The organism is Ruania rhizosphaerae (assembly GCF_009805705.1).
GTDB lineage: Bacteria > Actinomycetota > Actinomycetes > Actinomycetales > Beutenbergiaceae > Ruania > Ruania rhizosphaerae.
In genome coordinates this window covers 33,236-51,919 of sequence record NZ_VSMB01000013.1, presented here as the reverse complement: position 1 = coordinate 51,919, position 18,684 = coordinate 33,236, and the positions used below count along the sequence as shown (strand labels likewise).

The 18,684-nt window shown below is 66.0% G+C and carries 10 protein-coding genes; 2 read left to right on the top strand and 8 right to left on the bottom strand.

All coding sequences use genetic code 11. The annotated features are described in order from the left end of the window. Positions 1-77: 77 nt before the first annotated feature. Both FV560_RS16205 and FV560_RS16200 read right to left on the bottom strand, forming a co-directional pair. Positions 78-2,582: a metallophosphoesterase gene (locus FV560_RS16205; RefSeq protein ID WP_159622609.1), complete on the bottom strand. Its 2,505-nt coding sequence runs from the start codon at positions 2,580-2,582 to the stop codon at positions 78-80. 14 nt (positions 2,583-2,596) lie between these two features. Then, positions 2,597-4,093 (bottom strand): Ig-like domain-containing protein, encoded by a 1,497-nt coding sequence (locus tag FV560_RS16200; protein ID WP_159622608.1) that lies wholly within the window; start codon positions 4,091-4,093, stop codon positions 2,597-2,599. Positions 4,094-4,362: 269 nt separating this feature from the next. Between FV560_RS16200 and FV560_RS16195 the strand changes: the two genes are divergently transcribed. Continuing rightward, positions 4,363-4,971: a protein-L-isoaspartate O-methyltransferase family protein gene (locus FV560_RS16195; RefSeq protein WP_159622607.1), complete on the top strand. Its 609-nt coding sequence runs from the start codon at positions 4,363-4,365 to the stop codon at positions 4,969-4,971. 229 nt (positions 4,972-5,200) lie between these two features. Then, positions 5,201-5,854 (top strand): hypothetical protein, encoded by a 654-nt coding sequence (locus tag FV560_RS16190; protein ID WP_159622606.1) that lies wholly within the window; start codon positions 5,201-5,203, stop codon positions 5,852-5,854. Between the two features lie 149 nt (positions 5,855-6,003). Here the strand turns inward: FV560_RS16190 and FV560_RS16185 are convergent, their stop codons facing one another. The 6 genes from FV560_RS16185 to FV560_RS16160 form a co-directional block, all read right to left on the bottom strand. Continuing rightward, entirely contained in the window at positions 6,004-8,892 is a 2,889-nt protein-coding gene (locus FV560_RS16185) for an FAD-binding and (Fe-S)-binding domain-containing protein (protein ID WP_159622605.1), read from the bottom strand. A 354-nt stretch (positions 8,893-9,246) separates the two neighbouring features. Continuing rightward, on the bottom strand, positions 9,247-11,700 hold the full coding sequence (locus tag FV560_RS16180; RefSeq protein ID WP_159622604.1) for a glycoside hydrolase family protein: 2,454 nt from the start codon (positions 11,698-11,700) through the stop codon (positions 9,247-9,249). Between the two features lie 250 nt (positions 11,701-11,950). Continuing rightward, the gene (locus FV560_RS16175) at positions 11,951-15,079 is read right to left on the bottom strand and encodes a GH92 family glycosyl hydrolase (protein ID WP_159622603.1); all 3,129 of its coding nucleotides are present in this window, start codon (positions 15,077-15,079) and stop codon (positions 11,951-11,953) included. Next, positions 15,076-16,977: a glycosyl hydrolase 2 galactose-binding domain-containing protein gene (locus FV560_RS16170; protein ID WP_159622602.1), complete on the bottom strand. Its 1,902-nt coding sequence runs from the start codon at positions 16,975-16,977 to the stop codon at positions 15,076-15,078. Before FV560_RS16170 ends, FV560_RS16175 begins: the two co-directional genes overlap by 4 nt. 3 nt (positions 16,978-16,980) lie before the next feature. Then, positions 16,981-17,814 (bottom strand): carbohydrate ABC transporter permease, encoded by an 834-nt coding sequence (locus FV560_RS16165; RefSeq protein WP_159622601.1) that lies wholly within the window; start codon positions 17,812-17,814, stop codon positions 16,981-16,983. Then, on the bottom strand, positions 17,811-18,653 hold the full coding sequence (locus tag FV560_RS16160; protein WP_159622600.1) for a carbohydrate ABC transporter permease: 843 nt from the start codon (positions 18,651-18,653) through the stop codon (positions 17,811-17,813). The genes FV560_RS16165 and FV560_RS16160 overlap by 4 nt, the downstream gene beginning before the upstream one ends. Positions 18,654-18,684: the final 31 nt, after the last annotated feature.

Genomic DNA, 18,684 nt, shown 5'->3' with positions numbered 1-18,684 from the left:
CCGGGGCCCCGGGGGCCGAATGTGTGATCCCGTCAGCGAGAAGGGGGCGAACATTCGGCCCCTCAGGGGCGAAACGATCAGATCGCACCCACCCCGCGCCGGCGGCGCAGCCCAAGTCCGATCCCGATCGCCAGTGCACCGGCCACCAGCATCACCCACAAGATCGTCGACGCGCCGGTGGAAGGCAGTCCGCCATTGTCCTCGGCAGCCGGATCGCCCGCGTCGTCCGCGCCCGTGCTGCCGTTCGCGGAGGGATCATCGTCCCCATTCGATGCGTCGCCCCCACCGGTCGCGTCTGCGTCCGCGCCGGTGCCCGGGTCGCTCGAGGCATCACCCGAGCCCTCGTCGGCGATCGAGAACGTGACGGTGGCTGCCTCGCCGTCACGCGTGCCGAGGCTCGGCATGACCGTCAGCTCGTGATTGCCTGCCGCGGAGATCGGCGTCCCGAGTTGCAGGCTCCACGTGCCATCTTCCGAGACGGTCGTCTCGGCCGCTGCCCGAGCTCCCACCGCGCCGTCGGTCATGCGGACCTGCGATCCAGGTCGTCCGGTGCCCTGCAGCCCAGTGACCTCCGACCCTGCCACGAGCTCCCCGGACGGGGCGTCCGTGACCGCGAAGTCGCTGTCGATGTCCACACGGTTGTAGAGGAACTGGGTCGGGTCGATCGGATGGTCCACGATGCGTGTCTCGCCGACGCACCCGTTCCAGCCGTTCGAGGCCTCGTCGTAGTTGAACACGGTTCCGATCACCCACGGGTAGCCGGGGGCGAAGGTCATACCGTCCAGATTCGTCGCATTGCGCAGCACCGGCACCCCGTCGACGTACATCGTCGTGCGATGCGTGGCGGGGTCGTTCACCGCAGCGACGTGGTACCAGTTGCCGGTCATGATCTCCCCGGACCACAGCGAACCGGTGTTCGTCCACGGCGTGCCGTTCGTGGTTGCCCACTGGAACTCCCGCAGGTTCGAGACCGAGAAGAACGCCGGGCCCATGGTGTAGTCGTACTGCTCCCAGGCCACGGGCAGGGCCGAGCGGCGGCCGGTGCGCGAGAACCATCCGCCCCACTGGTTGTCCTCGACAGTCCACTCCTCGGAGAGGTAGACGTAGGACTCGATCGTGTACCCGTCCTCGAATGTGGCGTGCGTGACGGGTACGTCGTACTCGGTGGTCAGGTAGTTGAGGTTCCCGGTGCTGCGCGAGGCGTCCGCGAAGCACACCGCGGAGGCGTCGGCGGAGAGCCTCGGGGCGTTCTCACGCGTGATGGTGACGTCCTCGACCTGCGCTGGGGCGTTGATCTGATCGACCGGAAGCCGGTACATCGGGTTCTGCCCGGTCTCGTCGGTGATCTTGGCGTTCTCGGGCAGAATGCCTTCCTCCTGGTCACCGAAGCGCCAGTGGGCAAGCGTGCCCGGCACCTCGATGTAGTCCGACCGCGCACCGGCCGGCACGAGCAGGTCAGCACCGCCGTCGCCGTCCCAGCCCTCGCTGACGATCTCCTTCGCCCGCTCGGAGAGGTCGCCGTAGGAGCCCTCACCCGGTCCGAAGCCCTCGGCGAAGGAGAACCGCTCCGAGAAGTCGATCTCCAGGGAGAAGTCCGCTTCCGGTGTGCTCACCACGGGGGTGTCCGAGGGAGTCAACGTCTCGGCGTCCTTCATCGTCACCCACGGCGAGATCGTGGCGAAGTCGATCCGGTCGTTGCTCAGATCGAACTCCATCATCGCCATGATCCCGTTGCCGCCGTCAGCGGCCATCTGCGAGTCGAGCAGGATCTGGTGCACGTCGTTGCCGGCGTCGTTGGTGAGAACGCGGCGGGTCTGGCCGTGGAAGTGTCCATTGAGGGTGATGAAGATCTGGTCGTTGGAGCGGATCAGCTCCTCCCACATCTCCTGCCCGAACCAGAACTCGGCCGGCTCGCCCGTCGCCTTGTCGATGTCGATGATCGCGTGCGAGGTCAGAATCGTCGGCAGCGTCGGGTTCGCATCGAGCACCGACTGCGCCCACGCCCAGGTTCCCGGTTCGGCGTTCCAGCCGATCGCGAGGACGAGGAACTGTTGCCCTTCCGCCTCGAACACGTGCGCATTCGAGTATCCGTTCTGGTGGGTCGAGACAACGGTGTCGGCCGAGAGCCGGCTCGCGGGGAAGTTCGCGAGGTAGTTCGCCGCGTTGCTCTCCGAGCTCCGGGCGCCCCAGTCCGCGACGTCGTGGTTGCCCGGCAGAACCGAGTAGTCCATGCCTGCCTCGTCCAGGACGCGCATCGCCCGGTCGCCGGCCTCCCACTCCCCCGGCACCCACTCCTGGTCCACGACGTCACCGAGGTGCGTGGTGAACCGGACGTTCAGCTCCTCGGCGTTGCCGGCGAGCCAGGTGGTCTGCGCCTCGAACGGGTCGGTGCCGTAACGCGGCATGAACTGCTCGGCCGAGTAGCGCGAATAGAACTGCGTGTCCGGCAGCACCGCGACGGTGAACCGCGAACCGGGGTCCTCAGCCGCCTGCGCCTCCTGCGCCGTCACGGGCGCCGCCAGCGCGGCAACCGTCGCAGCGGCCCCGAGCACGGCCGTCCAGCGCACCATTGTCTTCTTCATGGATCGTTGTGTCCTCACAGTCCCGGACCCCAGACCTCGAACTCCGCCAGCTGCATCCAAGAGGCGTCCGACTTGTTCTCGATCACCGCGCGAAAGCCCGTTGCGGTCACGGGCTCGAACTCCGTTTCCAGCTGCAGCCGCTCGCCGTCGTTCGTCAGCGTTCCGACGGAGACGTCTTCCCAGCCACCGCGCATGTTGCGCCATTGGAAGGTCACCGTGCCGATGTTGTCGGCCCCGGCGAACTCGTACAGGGCGGCGCTATGAACCTGCGTGGGCCGTTCGAAGTAGTAGGCGACCCAGTTCGGGTTCACGCGGTTGTCCGCACCGCCGGACCGCCAGTCGCCGAAGGCTTCCGCATCACGGTCGCCGTCGGTGAGGCCACTGAGATCCTCGGAGCCTGCCAGGCGCCACGACCGGACGCCACCGGCGCGCAGCACATTCACCTCGGACGCAGGGGCCAGCGTGACGTGCAGCGACGCGGCAAAGCCGAGGTCGGCAGCAGCGGGCACCGTGAACTCACCGTCGCGGGTGAGTACCTCGGGGTCAATCGCATCCCAGTCCCAACGCACGGCTGCCTCGACAGTCATCTCGGAGCCGCTCACGGAGCGGTCAACCGTGCGAGGTGCGAGCGAACGCAGCGTGCCGAGCCGCACTCCGGCGAAACTCCTCAGTTCGCTATCGAGCGCATCGCCGACCGTCCCGACCGTGAACCGTGCATCGACCCGGACCGTATCGCCGTAGGGGCCGTCTGCGTACCCTGCGAACTCGACGACGCCGTCGACGTTCCACACTGCGCCATCGGGCATCTCCCAGTGGATACCCTCCACCTCGACCGAGGCACCCCAACCGTAGACGGCAGTGACGGCGTCAGGCAGGTCGGGCACGGAACCGGGCAGGACGAGCTGGCCGACCGTCTCCGTGGTTGCCTGCACCGGGTGGATGCGCCATGACTCGTTGCCACCGAAGTCGCCCGCGTCCCAGGTGCCGATCTCGGCACCGTCCGCGGTACTCCAGCCGTACAGGTTCAGCGCGGCGTCGTTCCCGTTGAGCGCGCGGCCGTTGATGAGCATCGAGATGTCATCTCGCTCTGTGACCGACCAGGTGGCCAGATCGTTGGCCGCCGCTGCCACCGGGGTGACGTCCAGCAGCTCGAGTGCGCGAGACTCTTCGGCGCGAGCGAGCACATCCCCCGCGGCACTCGTCAGCACGAACGTGTCCGAGGCTCCCGCGATCGGATACATCACCACGACCTGCGCGGTCAGCGCATCCGGTTCGGTGGCGATCGTCCGGCTGGACAACGGGATGTCCTCCGCTGCGATCACCGCCGTCTTTCCGGTCGCGTGCGTACTCTCGATCAGGACGGTCTGTGGTTCTCCGACCGCTGCGCCGTCGGTGACGGTGTCGGCGGACGCCGACTCACCACCGATCCCGGCGCCGAGTACCCCCGCAACGAGGGCAAGACCCGCCACGGTCGCCCCCCATACGCGAAGAGAGCCAGTGGACAACGTCATATCACTCCTAGATGGTGCGTTCTTGGGCACGGCGACAAGCCCGGACAGGGCGAGCGCTGCCGGGCCAGGAGAAGTGTCACGAGGCAGGGGGCGCCGATCGCGACCACTGCACGCTAGGTGCACGTGGTGAACGCGGTCTCGCCGAACGGTGACGCGCCGGGCGCCCGAAGTTGAACACCGGGTGTCGGGCCTCGGTCAGGGCACCGATCCGAGCGTCTCGGAGGGAGGCTGCTGGACCTCATCGGTATTCTGGGATCCGGGAAGTGAGCATGGACAAGGTCGAGGATCTCGAGACGACCCCGCAGGCCGCGCTGGACGCCGCGTTCGCCGCTACCCCGCGGGAGTGGTTCCTGCCGTCCGCGGCACGGGCTGAGGCGGGCGAGGACCGGCCTGTGCACCTGGGCGAGGGACAGACCTGCTCCCAGCCCAGCACGGTCAGGCAGATGCTGGCGCTGCTTGCGGTGCCCCGCGGGGCCCACGTACTCGACCTCGGCAGTGGTTCGGGCTGGACCACGGCGCTGCTCGCACACCTGGTGGGTCCGGAGGGTCTGGTGGACGGGGTGGAGGTGCGTCCGGCCCTGGTGCGGATAGGCAGAAGGAACGTACGTGCCGCGGGGGTGCCGTGGGCTCGGATCCGCACCGCTCGCTCGGATGTGCTCGGCCGCCCGGAAGGGGCGCCCTACCACCGCATCCTCGTCTCCGCCACGACGCCGACGCTTCCCCCAGCGCTGCTCCATCAACTTGCCGACGGCGGCCGGATGGTCATCCCGGTCGGCACCACGATGACCGTGGTCGACCGGGCCAGGGAGTCCTTCCATCGCCGGACGGCAGGCGAGTACCGGTTCGTTCCGTTGGTCGATCCCGACGACGGTGGGTGAGCCGCTCGGCAGTGGCGTCGACAGACTCAGCGCCCGGGCGATGAGTGCCTTCTGGGCCGACTCACACGTTCGAGTTGGCGACGTCCCGATAGGTCCCGATAGGTCCCGATGGCAGCCAGGATCCACCGCGTGGCGGAGACGGGTGGGCAGTTCTCCCCCACAGTGCCGATGGCAAGCCCTGCTCAGGCGCCGTACCGTGGCAGGACGAGAACGAAGAGGGTGACCACACATGTCGAATCCGAATCAGCCGAACGACCCGTACAACACGCAGCAGCAGCCGGACCCGAATCGACCAAGCTATGGCACCGGCCCCAGTCAGGCCGACCCGAACACACCCCAGGCGCCTCCCGCAGCACCGCCCTACGCCGCGCAGGGGCCAGGCCCCGGCACGGATCGGGCAATGCCGCCCATGGCCCCGACGGCACCGGCCGCGGGTGAGTACAGCACCTACGGCACCTCCGGCTCCACCACGCCGGATGCACGCCCTGGTGGCGTGACCGCGGCAGCGATCATGACCTGGGTGGGCAGCGCATTCCTCGTCGTCATCGGATTCGTGCTCCTCGGAGCATCCGGAATGGCCGACGAGATGGCTGATGCCGGACTCCCGCGCGACATGATCGACATGATGCCCGCGTTCGGCGGCATCTTCCTCGTGATCGGGATCGCCGCGATCGTGCTCGCCGTGCTGGCGTTCCGCCGCAGCAAGGTCGGCTTGTACGGTCTGCTGGCGCTCGGCGCGATCTACCTGATCATGACCGTCATCAGCATGGTCTCCGGTGCTGGCGGCGGAGGAGTCGTCGGCCTGCTCTGGGTTGCGGTCGCATGCGGTCTGCTGTTCCGCGCCCGGGCCTGGTTCGACCAGGGCCGCACGACCTACGCCTGATCGCACGAGGTGACTGGCCCGACCTCGGCTCCGGCTCGACGGTCGATCCGCGCCAACCGACCCCGAGAAGGGGCCGAACTTTGCACCCCTGAACCGAGAAGGGGTCGAAAGTTCGGCCCCTTCTCGGTTGTTCGGTGGGGGCGCCCCTTCTACGCCGGCCGGGTCACCCTGGCCAGCGTCTCCAGCACGTGCTCATAGTCCTGACCCGTGGCGCGACTCATGCCCATCTCGCAGGTGCGATTGCAGGAGGCGAACGCCGTCCGATCAGCCGGCCCGCCCGCTGCCTCGATCGTCGCCACGACCTCGGCGACATCTCGCGCCTCCGCCTCGGTCGCCCCCGCGGTCAGTTCCGGATGCAGCATCCCCCGGTCCCCGGCGAACCCACAGCACCCCCACGACGGCGGCACAGTCACCTCGTGTGCGACGGCCTCCCCCACGGCCGTCAGGTCGGCTCCGGTGCCCAGGTGCTCAGTCGAGCACGTGGGGTGCAGCACCAGTGAGTCCAGGCGGGCGTCGTCGGGCACCTCCAGCCGCGGTAGCACCTCCCGCCGGGCGTAGGTGACGGCGTCGAGAACCTCGATCTCCTCCCACAGCGCCGCGCGCACGGGGTCGAGATGAGCGCCCAGATCGGCGATCCCGTGCGTGCAGGAAGCCGCATCGCACACCAGTGGAACCCGTCCGCCGTCGGTCGCCGCGATCACGGCATCCGCCACCCGTGCCGCCATCGTGTTCTGACCCTGCGTGAATCCCTTCGACGCCCACGGCGTCCCGCAGCAGAGCCCGTCGATACCCTGCACGAGTTCGATCCGGAGCCCCGCCCGCTCGCACACCTCGAGCATCGCCGCCGAAGCCCCCACATCCCCGGTGGCCGGCCCGAACAAGGCGCCGGTGCAGGAGGGAAAGAACACGACGTCCGGCACACTCGCTCCGCCGGTCTCGGGCACGCCCAGGTTGCTGCGCTTGCGCCCCGGGCCGGGCAGATCCTTACCCACAGCGGGCAACAGCTCATGCGGCAGCACGGTGCGCGCTGCGGAGGTCACGCCCGAGAGCAGGGAAGAGGGGACGCCGTCGGCAATCGTGAGACCGGTGCGCAGCACCGAGGTGAGCGGCGCCCACGCGCTGGCCACCGTGCTCCCGGCCCGCTGAGCGAACGCCCCATGCCGCTCGGCGCGGAAGGACTTCATCACCGCACCGGTGTCGATGTTCACCGGGCAGGCGCCCGCGCACAGCGAGTCGGCTGCGCAGGTGTCCACGGCGTCGTAGGAGTAGGCGGACTCGATCGCCTCCCGCGTGGCCTCATCGCCCGCAGCACCGGCGATATCCGCCTCCCGCAGCAGCGCGATCCGTCGCCGGGGCGTGGTCGTGGTGTTCCGGGACGGGCAGGCGGGCTCGCAGAAACCGCAGTCGACGCACCGATCGACGGCGCCGTTGACGGTGGGCACCACCTTGAGGTGGCGCACGTGGGCGCGGGGGTCGTCGTCGAGAAGCACCCCGGGAGCGAGGATTCCCCGCGGGTCGCAGAGCCGCTTGATCTCGCCCATCGCGGCGTACAGCTCGTCCCCGTACTGACGGCGCACGTAGGCGGACATGATGCGTCCGGTTCCGTGTTCGGCCTTGAGGGTGCCGTTCGCTCCGAGGATGAGGTCCACCATGTCCTCGGTGAACGCCTCGTAGCCCGCCAGCTCGGCGGGATCATCCAGGTTGGGGGTGATCATGAAGTGCAGGTTGGCGTCGCGCGCGTGGCCGAAGATGACCGCGTCGTCGTAGTCGTAGCGGCCGAAGAGCTCGATCAGGCCCTGCACGGTTCCGGTCAGCGCGCCCGGCGGGACGGCGACGTCCTCCAGCAGATTGACGGTGCCCGGTCGGCGCGCCCCGGCAACCGCGGCATACAGGCCCTTGCGCACCACCCACAGTGCCGAGCGCTGGGCGGGGTCGGCGGTCAGCGCGGCCGGGGTGGTGGGCCGCTGCGCCTCGATCACCGGACCGGCGGCGGCGACCTGCTGAGCGAGTTCGCCGGCATCGGTGGTCTGGAACTCCACCAGCAGGCCCGCATGCGCCTTCACCTGGATGTCACGGATCACGTCGGGGGCGGCGGGCAGGTCCTGCGCGACCCGCAGGGCAGCGGCGTCCATGAGCTCGACGGCCTTGGCACCCGCTCCGAGCAGACCGCCCACCGCGTCGGTGGCACGGTCGACCGAGTCCAGCACGAGCAGCGCGGTGGCATGCTCCGTGGCCACGGGGACGGTGCGCAGCACCACCGAGGCGACATACCCGAGCGTGCCCTCCGAGCCGACCATCAGATGGCCGAGGATCTGCGCAGGCTCATCGTGGTCGAGGAAAGAGTTGAGGGCGTAGCCCATGGTGTTCTTCATCGAGAACTGGTGCTCGACGGTGCGCCGCAGGGCCGGTGTGCTGCGGATTTGGTCCCGCAGCCGCAGCAGGCCGGAATGCAGCTCCGGCTCGCGGTCGCGCAGATGCGCATCAGCGCCCGGGTCGGCAGTGTCGACCACAGTGCCGGAGGGGAGCACGAACCGGATCGACTCCATCGTGTGATACGCCGTCGCAGCGATGCCGCTGGTCATGCCCGAGGAGTTGTTCGCGACCACACCACCGATGGTGCAGGCGATCTCGCTCGCCGGGTCCGGGCCCAGCTTGCGACGATGCCGGGCGAGCATCGCGTTGACCCGGCGCAGCACCGCACCGGGTCCGCACCGCACCCGCTCCCCACCATCGAGCACCTCGACGGCATCGAAGTGGCGGCGGACATCGATGAGGATCCCGTCGGTCCCGGCCTGACCGGAGAGGGAGGTTCCCCCGGCACGGAAGGCCACCGGTTGCCCGGCGCGGTGGGCGGAGGTGAGGACGGCGACCAGCTCGGGGAAGCTCTGTGGCGTGACGACCGCGCGTGGGCGGAGCAGGTAGTGGGAGGCGTCATGCGACATCCCCGCCAGGTCCGCCGGTGCGGTGCTCCAGGCGTCTGGGGCGACGGCGGCCCTCACCTGCTCGAGGACGTCTGCGTTCAGGGACGGGTTCGCCATTCCACCACCCTAGCCACGTTTGCTGTGCCTTCCCCTCGCCACGTATTGCGGCAAGAGCTCCGATCGCGGGGATGTCACGGCAGGAACTTCTCGAGCTGGAGTCCCAAGGCAACGAACCTGTCGATGCAGCGGTCCCGCCAGTAACGGCGGCACCAGACGAGGGCGGCTCCGCTCGTAGAACCGGGTGTGCTCCGGCGCTACGCCAAGTTTCGCGCGTGTCTCCTGTTCCGAGCAATGTCGGCGTTCACGCAGAGGCTTCACATCACACTGCCGAAGGACCGCCACAGATGTGCCTGATGTGCGGGGGCAGCCGGCAACCACAAGAACCAGCAGCCCCCGCAACGTGCGCTTTCGTCAGGCCTCCATGCGTACTCGCAGCACCAGCGCACCACCGAACAACAGCAACACCGCAGCTGCGAGTGCCACCCACGGCGCTGAGAGGCCAGTCGCCGCCAACGCGCTGGTCCCCTGATGAGAGGTGTTCTCGCCCGAATCGGGGACATCCGAGACACCAGACGCTGCAGGACCGTGAGCCCCACTCGTCCCACCGGAGCCAGCCTCGCCCGTCCGGTCCGTCCCATCAGAACTCGCCTCACTGGTCCCGCCCGTCCCACCGGAACCAGCGTCGCCCGACCCGTCGGCCCCGCCTCCCGCGCCCTGGACCGTGAACGACGTCATAGCTGAGTGCGCGCTCGATTCGAGGACGACCTCGTAAGTTCCAGCGCCGGCCGTGTCAGCGGTGTAGGTGAACGCCACCTCGCCGTACATGTCAGCCTTAGCGGTTCCCTCCTCGGCGCCTTCTACGGTCATAGTCACCGTCTCGTCACCCGGGAAGCCCGTACCGGTGACGGTCACGCCGTCTCCGGCAAGGTCGGCCTGGGACAGTGACGACGGGAAGACGGAAGCCTCGGGAGCATATTCCGGCTGGGGCGCGGCGCCGTCGACTGCGACACGGTCGACATTGATGTAGGCGTGGCCATGCCAGTACACGCGGAACTCGATGCTGCTGTACGGCGGAGCCTGCCAGCCCCACAACGCGAAGTCCTGGTAGGCGCCCGCCTCGCGGAAGTCACTGCGCCGGATCGATCTCTCAGCCAACACTTCTTCCGAGTTCGCGTCGTGGACCTCTATGTGCACAAGTGCTTGGTTGTCACTACTCACATCATCGGTCATGATCCGAATTCGCGCTGCGCGGTTTCCTGGGTCGAGATCGGAGACGTAGGGGCCGAACAGCAGGTAACCAGGAGCAGTGTCCTGCACTGGATCGGCAGACCATCCATCGCCCTCGACTCGCCCCATCTGGTGCCCGAACTCCTGCCCTTCAGCCTCAAAGATCCGGGGGTTCTGTAGGCCGTAGCGGTCCTCGTCCCCGTATTTGACGAGCATGCTCTCGACGGTCAGTTCTGTGTTCCCGTCCCAATGCACCCGATACCGAATGTCGGCGTCCGTTCCCAGGTAGTACGGAAGCACGAAATACTCGACCTGGCCCGGCGTACGGAACATGTCGCGGGTCACCTGGCGTTCAGCGACCACAGCACCGGAGGCATCGACGGCCTCGATCCTCATCACGTCCTCGTCCGGGCCGGAAGTCTCCTGAACGGAGGCTGCGACGATCGCGGTGTTCTCCCCATGCGGGATGCCAGTGTGGGCAGGTCCGGAAACCAGGTACCCGGTCGAGTCCGAGCCTGGGCTAGCGAGAAGCCCGCCAGCAGTGAGACTGCCGATATCATGCGTGAGCGACGCCGCCGGAAACCGCTGGTCGAATGCGTCCGGGAGTCCTTCGGTTGTCAGCCGGGCACGCTTGGTGTAATTGGCCCCGCTACTGGCCCGGTAGTAGACCCAAGTCGCCCCGTCGATCTGGACGAACGCCGGTCCGTCGTTGCCGTAACCTTGATCTTCTGGCAACCGAGGCTCGGTGACCGGCAGCAAAGGGTTCTGCTCGAACTTCTCCCAAGTCAGCAGGTCGGTCGAGCGCGCCAGCCCCGTGCTCCAGGCGGAACGCGAGAAGTCCTGGTTCACTCCGTCGGTGCTGCCCTCGTAGATCATGTAGTACACGCCGTCCTCGAGGAGGATGTCGCGCTTACCGGCCGTGCCACTGTCGAAGGTGCCGTCAGGCCCACAAGGGAGGACCGGACTAGTCGAGTGTTTCGTGAACGGCCCCGAAGGCGAAGAGCCGATCGCCACCCCGTTGCACATGTCCGTCCCGTTCGCCCCGTGATAGAACAGGTAATACTCACCGTCCTTCTCCACCATCGTCGGAGTGCCCATGCCGCGTTCGTCGAACGTGCCTGGAGTGGGACTCAGGACGATCCCCTGATCGGTGAAGTTCACACCATCGGTCGAGGTCGCGAGTTGGATCTCGTAGTCGTTGACGCCGAAGACCCCGCGCTCGGTGTAAAGATAGAAGACCCCGTCCTCGTAGTAGATCCCGGGGAAGGTCTCATAGGTCACGTCCTCACCCGGGGTCAACACCTGTCCACGGTCGACAAATGTAACGCCGTCCTTCGTCGTCGACAGGGAGACGCCATTGTCGCGGATCCCATAAAAGTAGTACTCGTCGTCGACGGTGACCACGTCGACGAAATGCATAGATTCGTCGTAGCCCATCATGCGGTTCTCGTCGTCCTGTGCCAGGTAGCAACGGTTGTCCCAGAGGTCAGCGAGCGAGCAATCCTCGACCTCCTGCAACGGCACTTCGTCGGCCCTGGCCCGCGAGGGGTCGGCGAGGACGGCGTTGGTGGCCATCGTCGCCGCAACCGCCAGCGCGAGTCCTGATCGCTTGACCCTTCTTCGGGCTTGCTGCTTCATCGTGCACTCCTCAACAGTGAGTTGTATGGACATGTACAGGCGGGGCGAGAGGTACGACTCTCAGCCCCTTTGGCAATGTCGAGTTCGAGGTTCACCCACAGGTGACTCACGACTGACAAGCCCACAGACATCTCCTCGATCGGTACAGACATGTCTAGATAACGTTGTTTCATAGAGAAATGGATGCTCAAGTGAAACTGTCCTACGGCGCATTCATCCTCGTCTGCTCCCAACACATCAAGCCATACGTTCACCTCATGCGACCCAGATCAGTTGGAGTACATGGCGAGCCGCCGACCGAATACTCCCCCACGTGTGGCGCCTCCTTCCAAGCGCAGGTCGTGTCGCCAAGGAACTCAATCTGCGCCAGGTTTCCGGCGCCGACCACCAGCCGCAGGAACGCCTGGCCAACACCTTCCCGCACCGGAAACGGCACCGTCTGCCGCGGCCATTGGAAGGCGAAGCCGCGACGCTCATCGAGTTCCTCCCAGGTGACGCCATCGTCGGATCCCCACAGCGTCCAGTCCGTCGGAGCGCAATTCGGGTCGTTGCCGCAGGTCAGCGTGTACATCTCGACCCGCGCAGGCGGGAGGTCCTGACGCCAGTGCAGGGTCCGCTCCGACGCGAACGAGGCCTCCGTCACCGAGGAGTCGTCCTCGAGCACCCGGTATCCCTTGTGCATGGCACGCACGTGGCCCGGGGAGAGATCACGCAGGGGGCGGGGCTGCTCACCCGGAATCGTTGGCCCCATGGCCGGCGCCGAGGCTGGCCCAGGATTGACGGGAGTGGGGCCCAGCACGAACCGCAGCTCTCCCCCGCCGGCAAGGCGCTCGTGCTCGATGAACGGCGACTCCCATCGGACCCCATCGAAGCGAACTTCCTGGATGAAGTCGTTCTCGGAAGTGTTGTTCTCACAGACGACGGAGAGCATTCCGCCAGGCAGGTCGATCTCCACACGGTCAAGAAGGGGCGCGGTCAGGACGTACCAGGCAGACCCCGGAGCCACGGGGTAGAAGCCAAGCGCAGCGAAGAGGTACCAAGCACTCATCTCACCGTTGTCCTCGTCACCCGGATATCCCTGGCCGATATCTGAGCCCGTGAACTGGCGACGAAGCGCTGCCCGGGTGATCGCCGAAGTCTTCCACGGCCTATCAGTGAACGCATACAGGAACGGGATGTGGTGAGCAGGCTGGTTCGACAGAGCGAACATGCCCATACGCACGTCATACGCCTCCGTCATCTCATGGATACGCATCCCGTACGTTCCCTCGTACGCACAGTCCAGGAACTCGGGGGAGGCGAAGTACTCGTCCAGCTTCCGGCGCAAGCCGGATGGTCCGCCGTGCAGGCTCTGCATCGCCCACGGGTCATGCATCGCTGCGAAGGCGGTTCCCCAGGCGTTGGTTTCGGTGTAGGCACCGCCCCATTCCCGCGGATCGAACGGCTCCGCGAAGCCACCGCCTCGGACCACCGGCCGGTAGAAGCCCGAAGCGGAGTCGAAGGTGTTCGCATGCGTCCGAGCACGCGAACGTAGATAGCGTCCGAGCGTCGCCAGGTCGATGCCGAGGAACTCGGTTTCACCCCTGGTGCGAAGCCTGTCGACGACTGCCTCGGTCGCAGCGTCCGAGATCGCGTTCTCAATCGTCCAGGAGACGCTCTCCGGAACGTCGGCCGGCGTGAAGCCGAGAAAGATTGCTCTCTCCAACTCCCGGCGACCGACAGCGGAATCGGCGCTTGGCACGGTAGCGTTCTTAAGCCCTGCGGCTAGGGCCGTGTGTTCGTCGAGTTCGACCCCGCGGACGAGCGAATCCGCGAAGACGACATCAGAGCCAGTGCCCACCATGATGTCGATCGCCATCGGAGCAGTCCAGCGGGGCATCCATCCAGCGATCCGGAAGTGGTTGAGGAGACCATCGAGCAACCCCGCGGCCCGCGCGGGATCGAACAGCGCCAGCGCCGGCCAGACCGTGCGGTATGTATCCCAGAACCCGTTGTTGACCGTCAGCGCTCCCGTACACCGGACGCCATCCGGGCCGCCCACGGCACGCGCCGCGAACGTCTCACCGAGGAGCCCAGGATCGCCGATCCTGCTCGGATAGAGGAAGAGTCGGTACAGCGACGAGTAGAAGGAGACGAGTTGATCCTGCGTCGCCCCGGACGGGCGGAACCGGGACATGATCTCATCCCAGAGACGCTCTGCCTCGCGCGCAGTGGCCGCAGCCCCAGCGCCAAGCTGCGCGGATGCTGCCTCCGCGACGCCCGCGGCAACGAGCGATGTGGCCACACTCACCGTGATCGGACCCGAACCGCGCGTCCAGCGCATGACGGTGCAGTCTGTGCCGTGCGCGGCACACCCAGACGAGACCTCCACTGCCCGGTCGACAACGACCGACCAGTACACCGGAGGAGCGCCGGCGAGCACCGGCGAGGCCCCCATCGAGCATCCGGTCAGCAGCGTCCGCCCGGCCGGCCGCTGCACAGACATCGCATGCCCCCCAGATCCGTGCACATGGAGAGCTCCGTACTCATGCGGGTATCGCATCTCGGACACCATGCCACTGCGAGTGGGGGCGAGGCGCAGTTCGATGCCGCTGCGTAGGACGACCTCATATCGGTGTGGGTGAGCTCGCTGGCGAGGGCGCTCGAATAGGTCCGGTCCGCTGTCGGGGGTCACAGTTGGCTGGATGTCGAGTACTCCGTAGTCGCCAATCCACGGACTCGGGGTGTGGCCGAGCCGCACACCCAGAAACGGAACATCCTCGGCGGGGTCGCCGTAGACCGAGGGCCACGATCCGTGCCGCAGGTCGGTCACCGGGAAGGTCAGGGCAAACCCGTGTGGGACCGCTGTCGCCGGGACCGTGTTCCCCCGAGAGTAGCCGAATGTGGAGTTCGTTCCCCGCGTCGTATCCGCCAAGTGGGTCCAGTCCGTCGGTGAATCGGGGCGACGTAGCGACACAGAACCGAGATCGACACTCGCGGCGTCCACACGGACATCGAGCGTGATATAGACGGTGCGAATGACCCTTCCCGCGAAGTCGTCGAGGGCGACAGAGCGTCGGTTCCACTGGTCGCAGCGGATGAGTCGCGAGGCTCCCTGTGAGTTCGCGGTAGTGGGGACACCGTACTGGTCGGGCGCTCCCGCGGTACTTGACTCATCCTGGAAGACCAGCTCCACCGACACGCCGGTCGCTCCGAACCCGCCACTCCACCACTCACTCTCGTCGGCGCGGTCCGTCATGTCCCCCCGGTGTGGGCGCACGTCGTAGACCAAGGCCTCGCCCACCGCGACGGAACGCCCCACCAGATCGCTGTCGACCTGCAGGATCCGGATCCCTCGCCCAGCATCGACTCTGCGATGGCTACCCGACTGTTCTTTCATTGGACCTCAGCCACGCTCCTCATGTCCTCACGCCACTCCCGTAGCGCCTGTGCGATTCCGACGGCAGCCGGTTTGGGGCGGCCGTGGAAGTCCACGAGAGCCAGGCTCACGGCGCACGGGAATGTGTCGTGACCCAGCCAGAAGAGAACACCTCCGCACTCCTTCTGTCGACGGCGGAGCATGTGTACGACGTCAACCAGCAGGTGCTGCTGGCGGAGTTGGCTCATCTCGACCCATTCAGGGCTAGCCTCCTCGCGTCCAGTCAGCCACCAACTCGAGGAGTGCGACCAGTTCGCCGTGCCGCTGTTCCACAGGTCAAACTCCTGTAACAGGTCGACCGGGCTCGCTCCGGCCACGCCGACTTCCGAGCGGAGACGCGCATCGTCTAGGGCCCAAAGGCTGGCCCAGTCGTCGGCATCGTCGCCGGTCTCCCAAGGACCATGTACGTCGTGGTGCAGCCCTAGTCCGCGCTCCTGCTCAGTCCACCCGAAGCGCGGGCCCGACGGAGTAGCCGGCACCACCTTCCAACGGCCGCCGGCAGCCAGCGTTCGCAGAGCCCGGCCTACTCCCGGGTGGTCTGCCGTGATCGGTCGGCCAGGGCGATCTTCGCTATGGTCGTGGACAGTAAGTTCATTCCCGCCGCACCAGACCACGAGAGACGGGTGATGCATGAGCCGCTGCCGCCATTCCTTAGCGATTTCGTCGAGGAGCGTCGCGAACTCCTCCGACTCCGGTGGCGAGTTGTTGATCCCGGACGAACTGAGCGGCAGGTCCTGCCACACGAGGATCCCGAGACGGTCGCAGAGGTCGTAGAACAAGTCGCGCTCCCTGGTGGCCCCGCCCCACACCCTGATCATCGTGAAGCCGAGTTCCCGGTACAGCGTCAGACGAGCGATGTACTCCTCATCGCGGACCGAGGCGAAGTCGGGCCGGATCGGCACCCAGTTCACACCGACGAATGGCAACGGCTCGCCGTTGAGGTGGAGCAGCCAACCTTCGGCTCCCTCCGGGTCTCCAGGCGCGTTCCGCCACTCCACGTGTGAGAAGCCGACAGAACGGTGCAGCGAAACCGGAGACTCGCCGATCCAGGACGTGACAACGAGCTCATAGAGCTGCGGGTCATCGACGTGCCACGGTTGCGCGTCCGGCACGTTCACCGTGATCGTCGATACGAGCTGATGCCTCGAGTGGTGCACGGTGCATCCGGAATGGCGCAGTTCCACCGACACCTCTGTAGACGGGTACGCGGCAACTGAGGGCTCCAGCTCGAGTGTCAGCACCCCATCCGATCCGCGCAGGCCGGTGTGCAACTCCCGGAGCTGCAGTCTCGGTGCGCGTGCGGGTTTGATCGTCACGCGCCCGGGCATCCCAATCTGCACCATCCGGGGTGTCCAGTCCCAGCCGTAGCAGAAGCGAGACCTGGTGGGCAGGATCTCGTCGGTCCGGCACACCTGTCCTAGATTCGTGGGAGGCTCGAGCATGACAACCTCGAGCAGCGGACGCTCGGCTCCATCAAGCTCGACTCGAATGGTGAACGAAAGGTGCACGTTATCGTGTCGGGCGACAACGGCTCCGTCGAACAGCACGAGGCACGGTCCGTCAATGGCGTCGAACACGATGTCGACAGGCTCTGCCGTCCCTCGCGCGAACGACCCGAGATCAGCCTGGTAGACCCAATGGCGCCGCTCGATGAACTCCGAGGCGCGCGACGCCGTCCCATGGAAGGGTTCCGGAACAACTTCTTGTTGCCGCAACACTGTCCGCACGTCGCCAGGCACTGCAGCGGGGAACGGTCCAAGCTCCGGGGTGAAAGTCGTACCAGACTCGACTGACGCTGCCATCTGCCACTCCCAGGGACGCCACCCTTCCAGTGTCCACTCCTTGATCTCAACTTCCATCATTCATCCCTTCAATGCCCCCTCAGTCATACCGCGCACGAAGAACCGCATCAGCGCAGACAGGATCAGGATGAGCGGTATCGAGGCAGCCAGGTATCCGGCCATCAAGGCGGGTGTGTCCGGTACTTGGCTGCTCCCTGAGAGGAAGGTGACGGCCACAGACACTGCCCGTTTGGACTCCGAAGAGACGACCACCAGCGGCCATAGGAACGCGTTCCATGTGGTGACAATCTGCACGACAGACACAGTGACGAGCGAGGGCACTGTAAGCGGAAGGACGATCGTGCGGAGGATCCTCATCTCTCCCGCGCCTTCGATCCGCGCCGCCTCGATGAGCTCATAGGGCAGAGCGGCAAAGAATGTGCGCAAGAGGTATACCGAGAGCCCAATCCCGGTAGCGACGAACGGGAGTATAACCCCCCAGTGGGTGTTGAGAAGATTGAGCTGCCTGGTCAAGATATACTGCGGTATGAAGGTGAGAACTGGCGGCACCATCAGCGATGCGATGGCCACCGTATAGAGGATCGGCGCACCCGGAAATCGCAACCAGGTGAAGGCGTACACAGCTGGTACGACCACAAGCAGGATAATTAGCGTGGTCATCAGCGAGATGAAAACGGAGTTCATCACGAATCTCCCCATCAGCCCCATCCCCTCTATGAGGTTGGAGAAATCCGGTTTTAGCGGGGGGAGAAAGTAGTTTGTGGCGAATTCAGTGTTCGTCTTGAGTGCCGTCACCACGAGGAAGTAGAGTGGGAAAAGGGTCCCCACGCTGAGCAACACCAGTGCAATGAACCGGAGGAGCCGCCCGATTCCGAGTCCGTCCATCCGTGTCATCGATCCTCCCCTCCGCGCCCGAGCATCCGCCCCGCGAGCAGAATCACGGCAATCACTACGACAAGCAGCACCCCGATAGCGTTCGCGTATCCGAACCGACCGTAGGTGAAGGCATTCTTGAACAGAAGCAGGCCCGGAACGTTAGACGAATCGAACGGACCACCGCCGGTGAGCACGTATACGTTCTCGTAGCTCTGCAGACTCAGAACGACGGCTAGCACCCCCAGAACAATCATCTGGGGAAGCACTGCGGGAATTTCCATGTATCGCAGGATCTGCCAGCGACTTGCCCGATCCAGCCGCGCAGCCTCATACCGCTCGCCAGGGATATTTTCCAAGCCAGCAAGGAACAGGAGGCAATTGATGCCGTTGAGCCACGGAAGGCCGACGAGGATCAGCCCGATGATCACCCGGTCCGGGTCCCCGAGCCAGTTTCCGATAAGCCACTCTGCTCCGAGCGCACCAAGGATGCGATTCACCGCGCCGTCGACCGAGAGGAACTGACTCCAGATCAGGAATCCAACGATCGTTGGAACCACGGCCGGCACCATCACGACAATCCGAAAGGCGTACTGCAGACGCGCGCTTCTCAGGTGATGGATCAACCACGCAGCGATGAACGCCACTCCGACCTGATTCAGCATCAGGGCCACGGTGAGCCAGAAGACGTTGACGAAAGACGGTAGCACCGCAGGGTCGTTGAAAAGCTCGATGTAGTTCTTCATACCGACGAAGCGATCGACGTTGCCACCGTTGTAGTCAAAGAACGATTTGTAGAATCCGCGGAGCAGTGGATACGCGATGAAGACCGCCACGAAGGCGAGCGCCGGAGTGAGCATGAGGTACGCCAGCGCCCGACGCCGCAGCCGG

What these genes read in the sequence shown, in the direction of transcription:
- FV560_RS16165 (WP_159622601.1), bottom strand. Translation starts at nt 17,814, where the DNA reads ATGACACGGATGGACGGACTCGGAATCGGGCGGCTCCTCCGGTTCATT.
- FV560_RS16195 (WP_159622607.1), top strand. Translation starts at nt 4,363, where the DNA reads ATGGACAAGGTCGAGGATCTCGAGACGACCCCGCAGGCCGCGCTGGAC.
- FV560_RS16175 (WP_159622603.1), bottom strand. Translation starts at nt 15,079, where the DNA reads ATGAAAGAACAGTCGGGTAGCCATCGCAGAGTCGATGCTGGGCGAGGG.
- FV560_RS16205 (WP_159622609.1), bottom strand. Translation starts at nt 2,582, where the DNA reads ATGAAGAAGACAATGGTGCGCTGGACGGCCGTGCTCGGGGCCGCTGCG.
- FV560_RS16160 (WP_159622600.1), bottom strand. Translation starts at nt 18,653, where the DNA reads ATGCTCACTCCGGCGCTCGCCTTCGTGGCGGTCTTCATCGCGTATCCA.
- FV560_RS16180 (WP_159622604.1), bottom strand. Translation starts at nt 11,700, where the DNA reads ATGAAGCAGCAAGCCCGAAGAAGGGTCAAGCGATCAGGACTCGCGCTG.
- FV560_RS16170 (WP_159622602.1), bottom strand. Translation starts at nt 16,977, where the DNA reads ATGGAAGTTGAGATCAAGGAGTGGACACTGGAAGGGTGGCGTCCCTGG.
- FV560_RS16185 (WP_159622605.1), bottom strand. Translation starts at nt 8,892, where the DNA reads ATGGCGAACCCGTCCCTGAACGCAGACGTCCTCGAGCAGGTGAGGGCC.
- FV560_RS16190 (WP_159622606.1), top strand. Translation starts at nt 5,201, where the DNA reads ATGTCGAATCCGAATCAGCCGAACGACCCGTACAACACGCAGCAGCAG.
- FV560_RS16200 (WP_159622608.1), bottom strand. Translation starts at nt 4,093, where the DNA reads ATGACGTTGTCCACTGGCTCTCTTCGCGTATGGGGGGCGACCGTGGCG.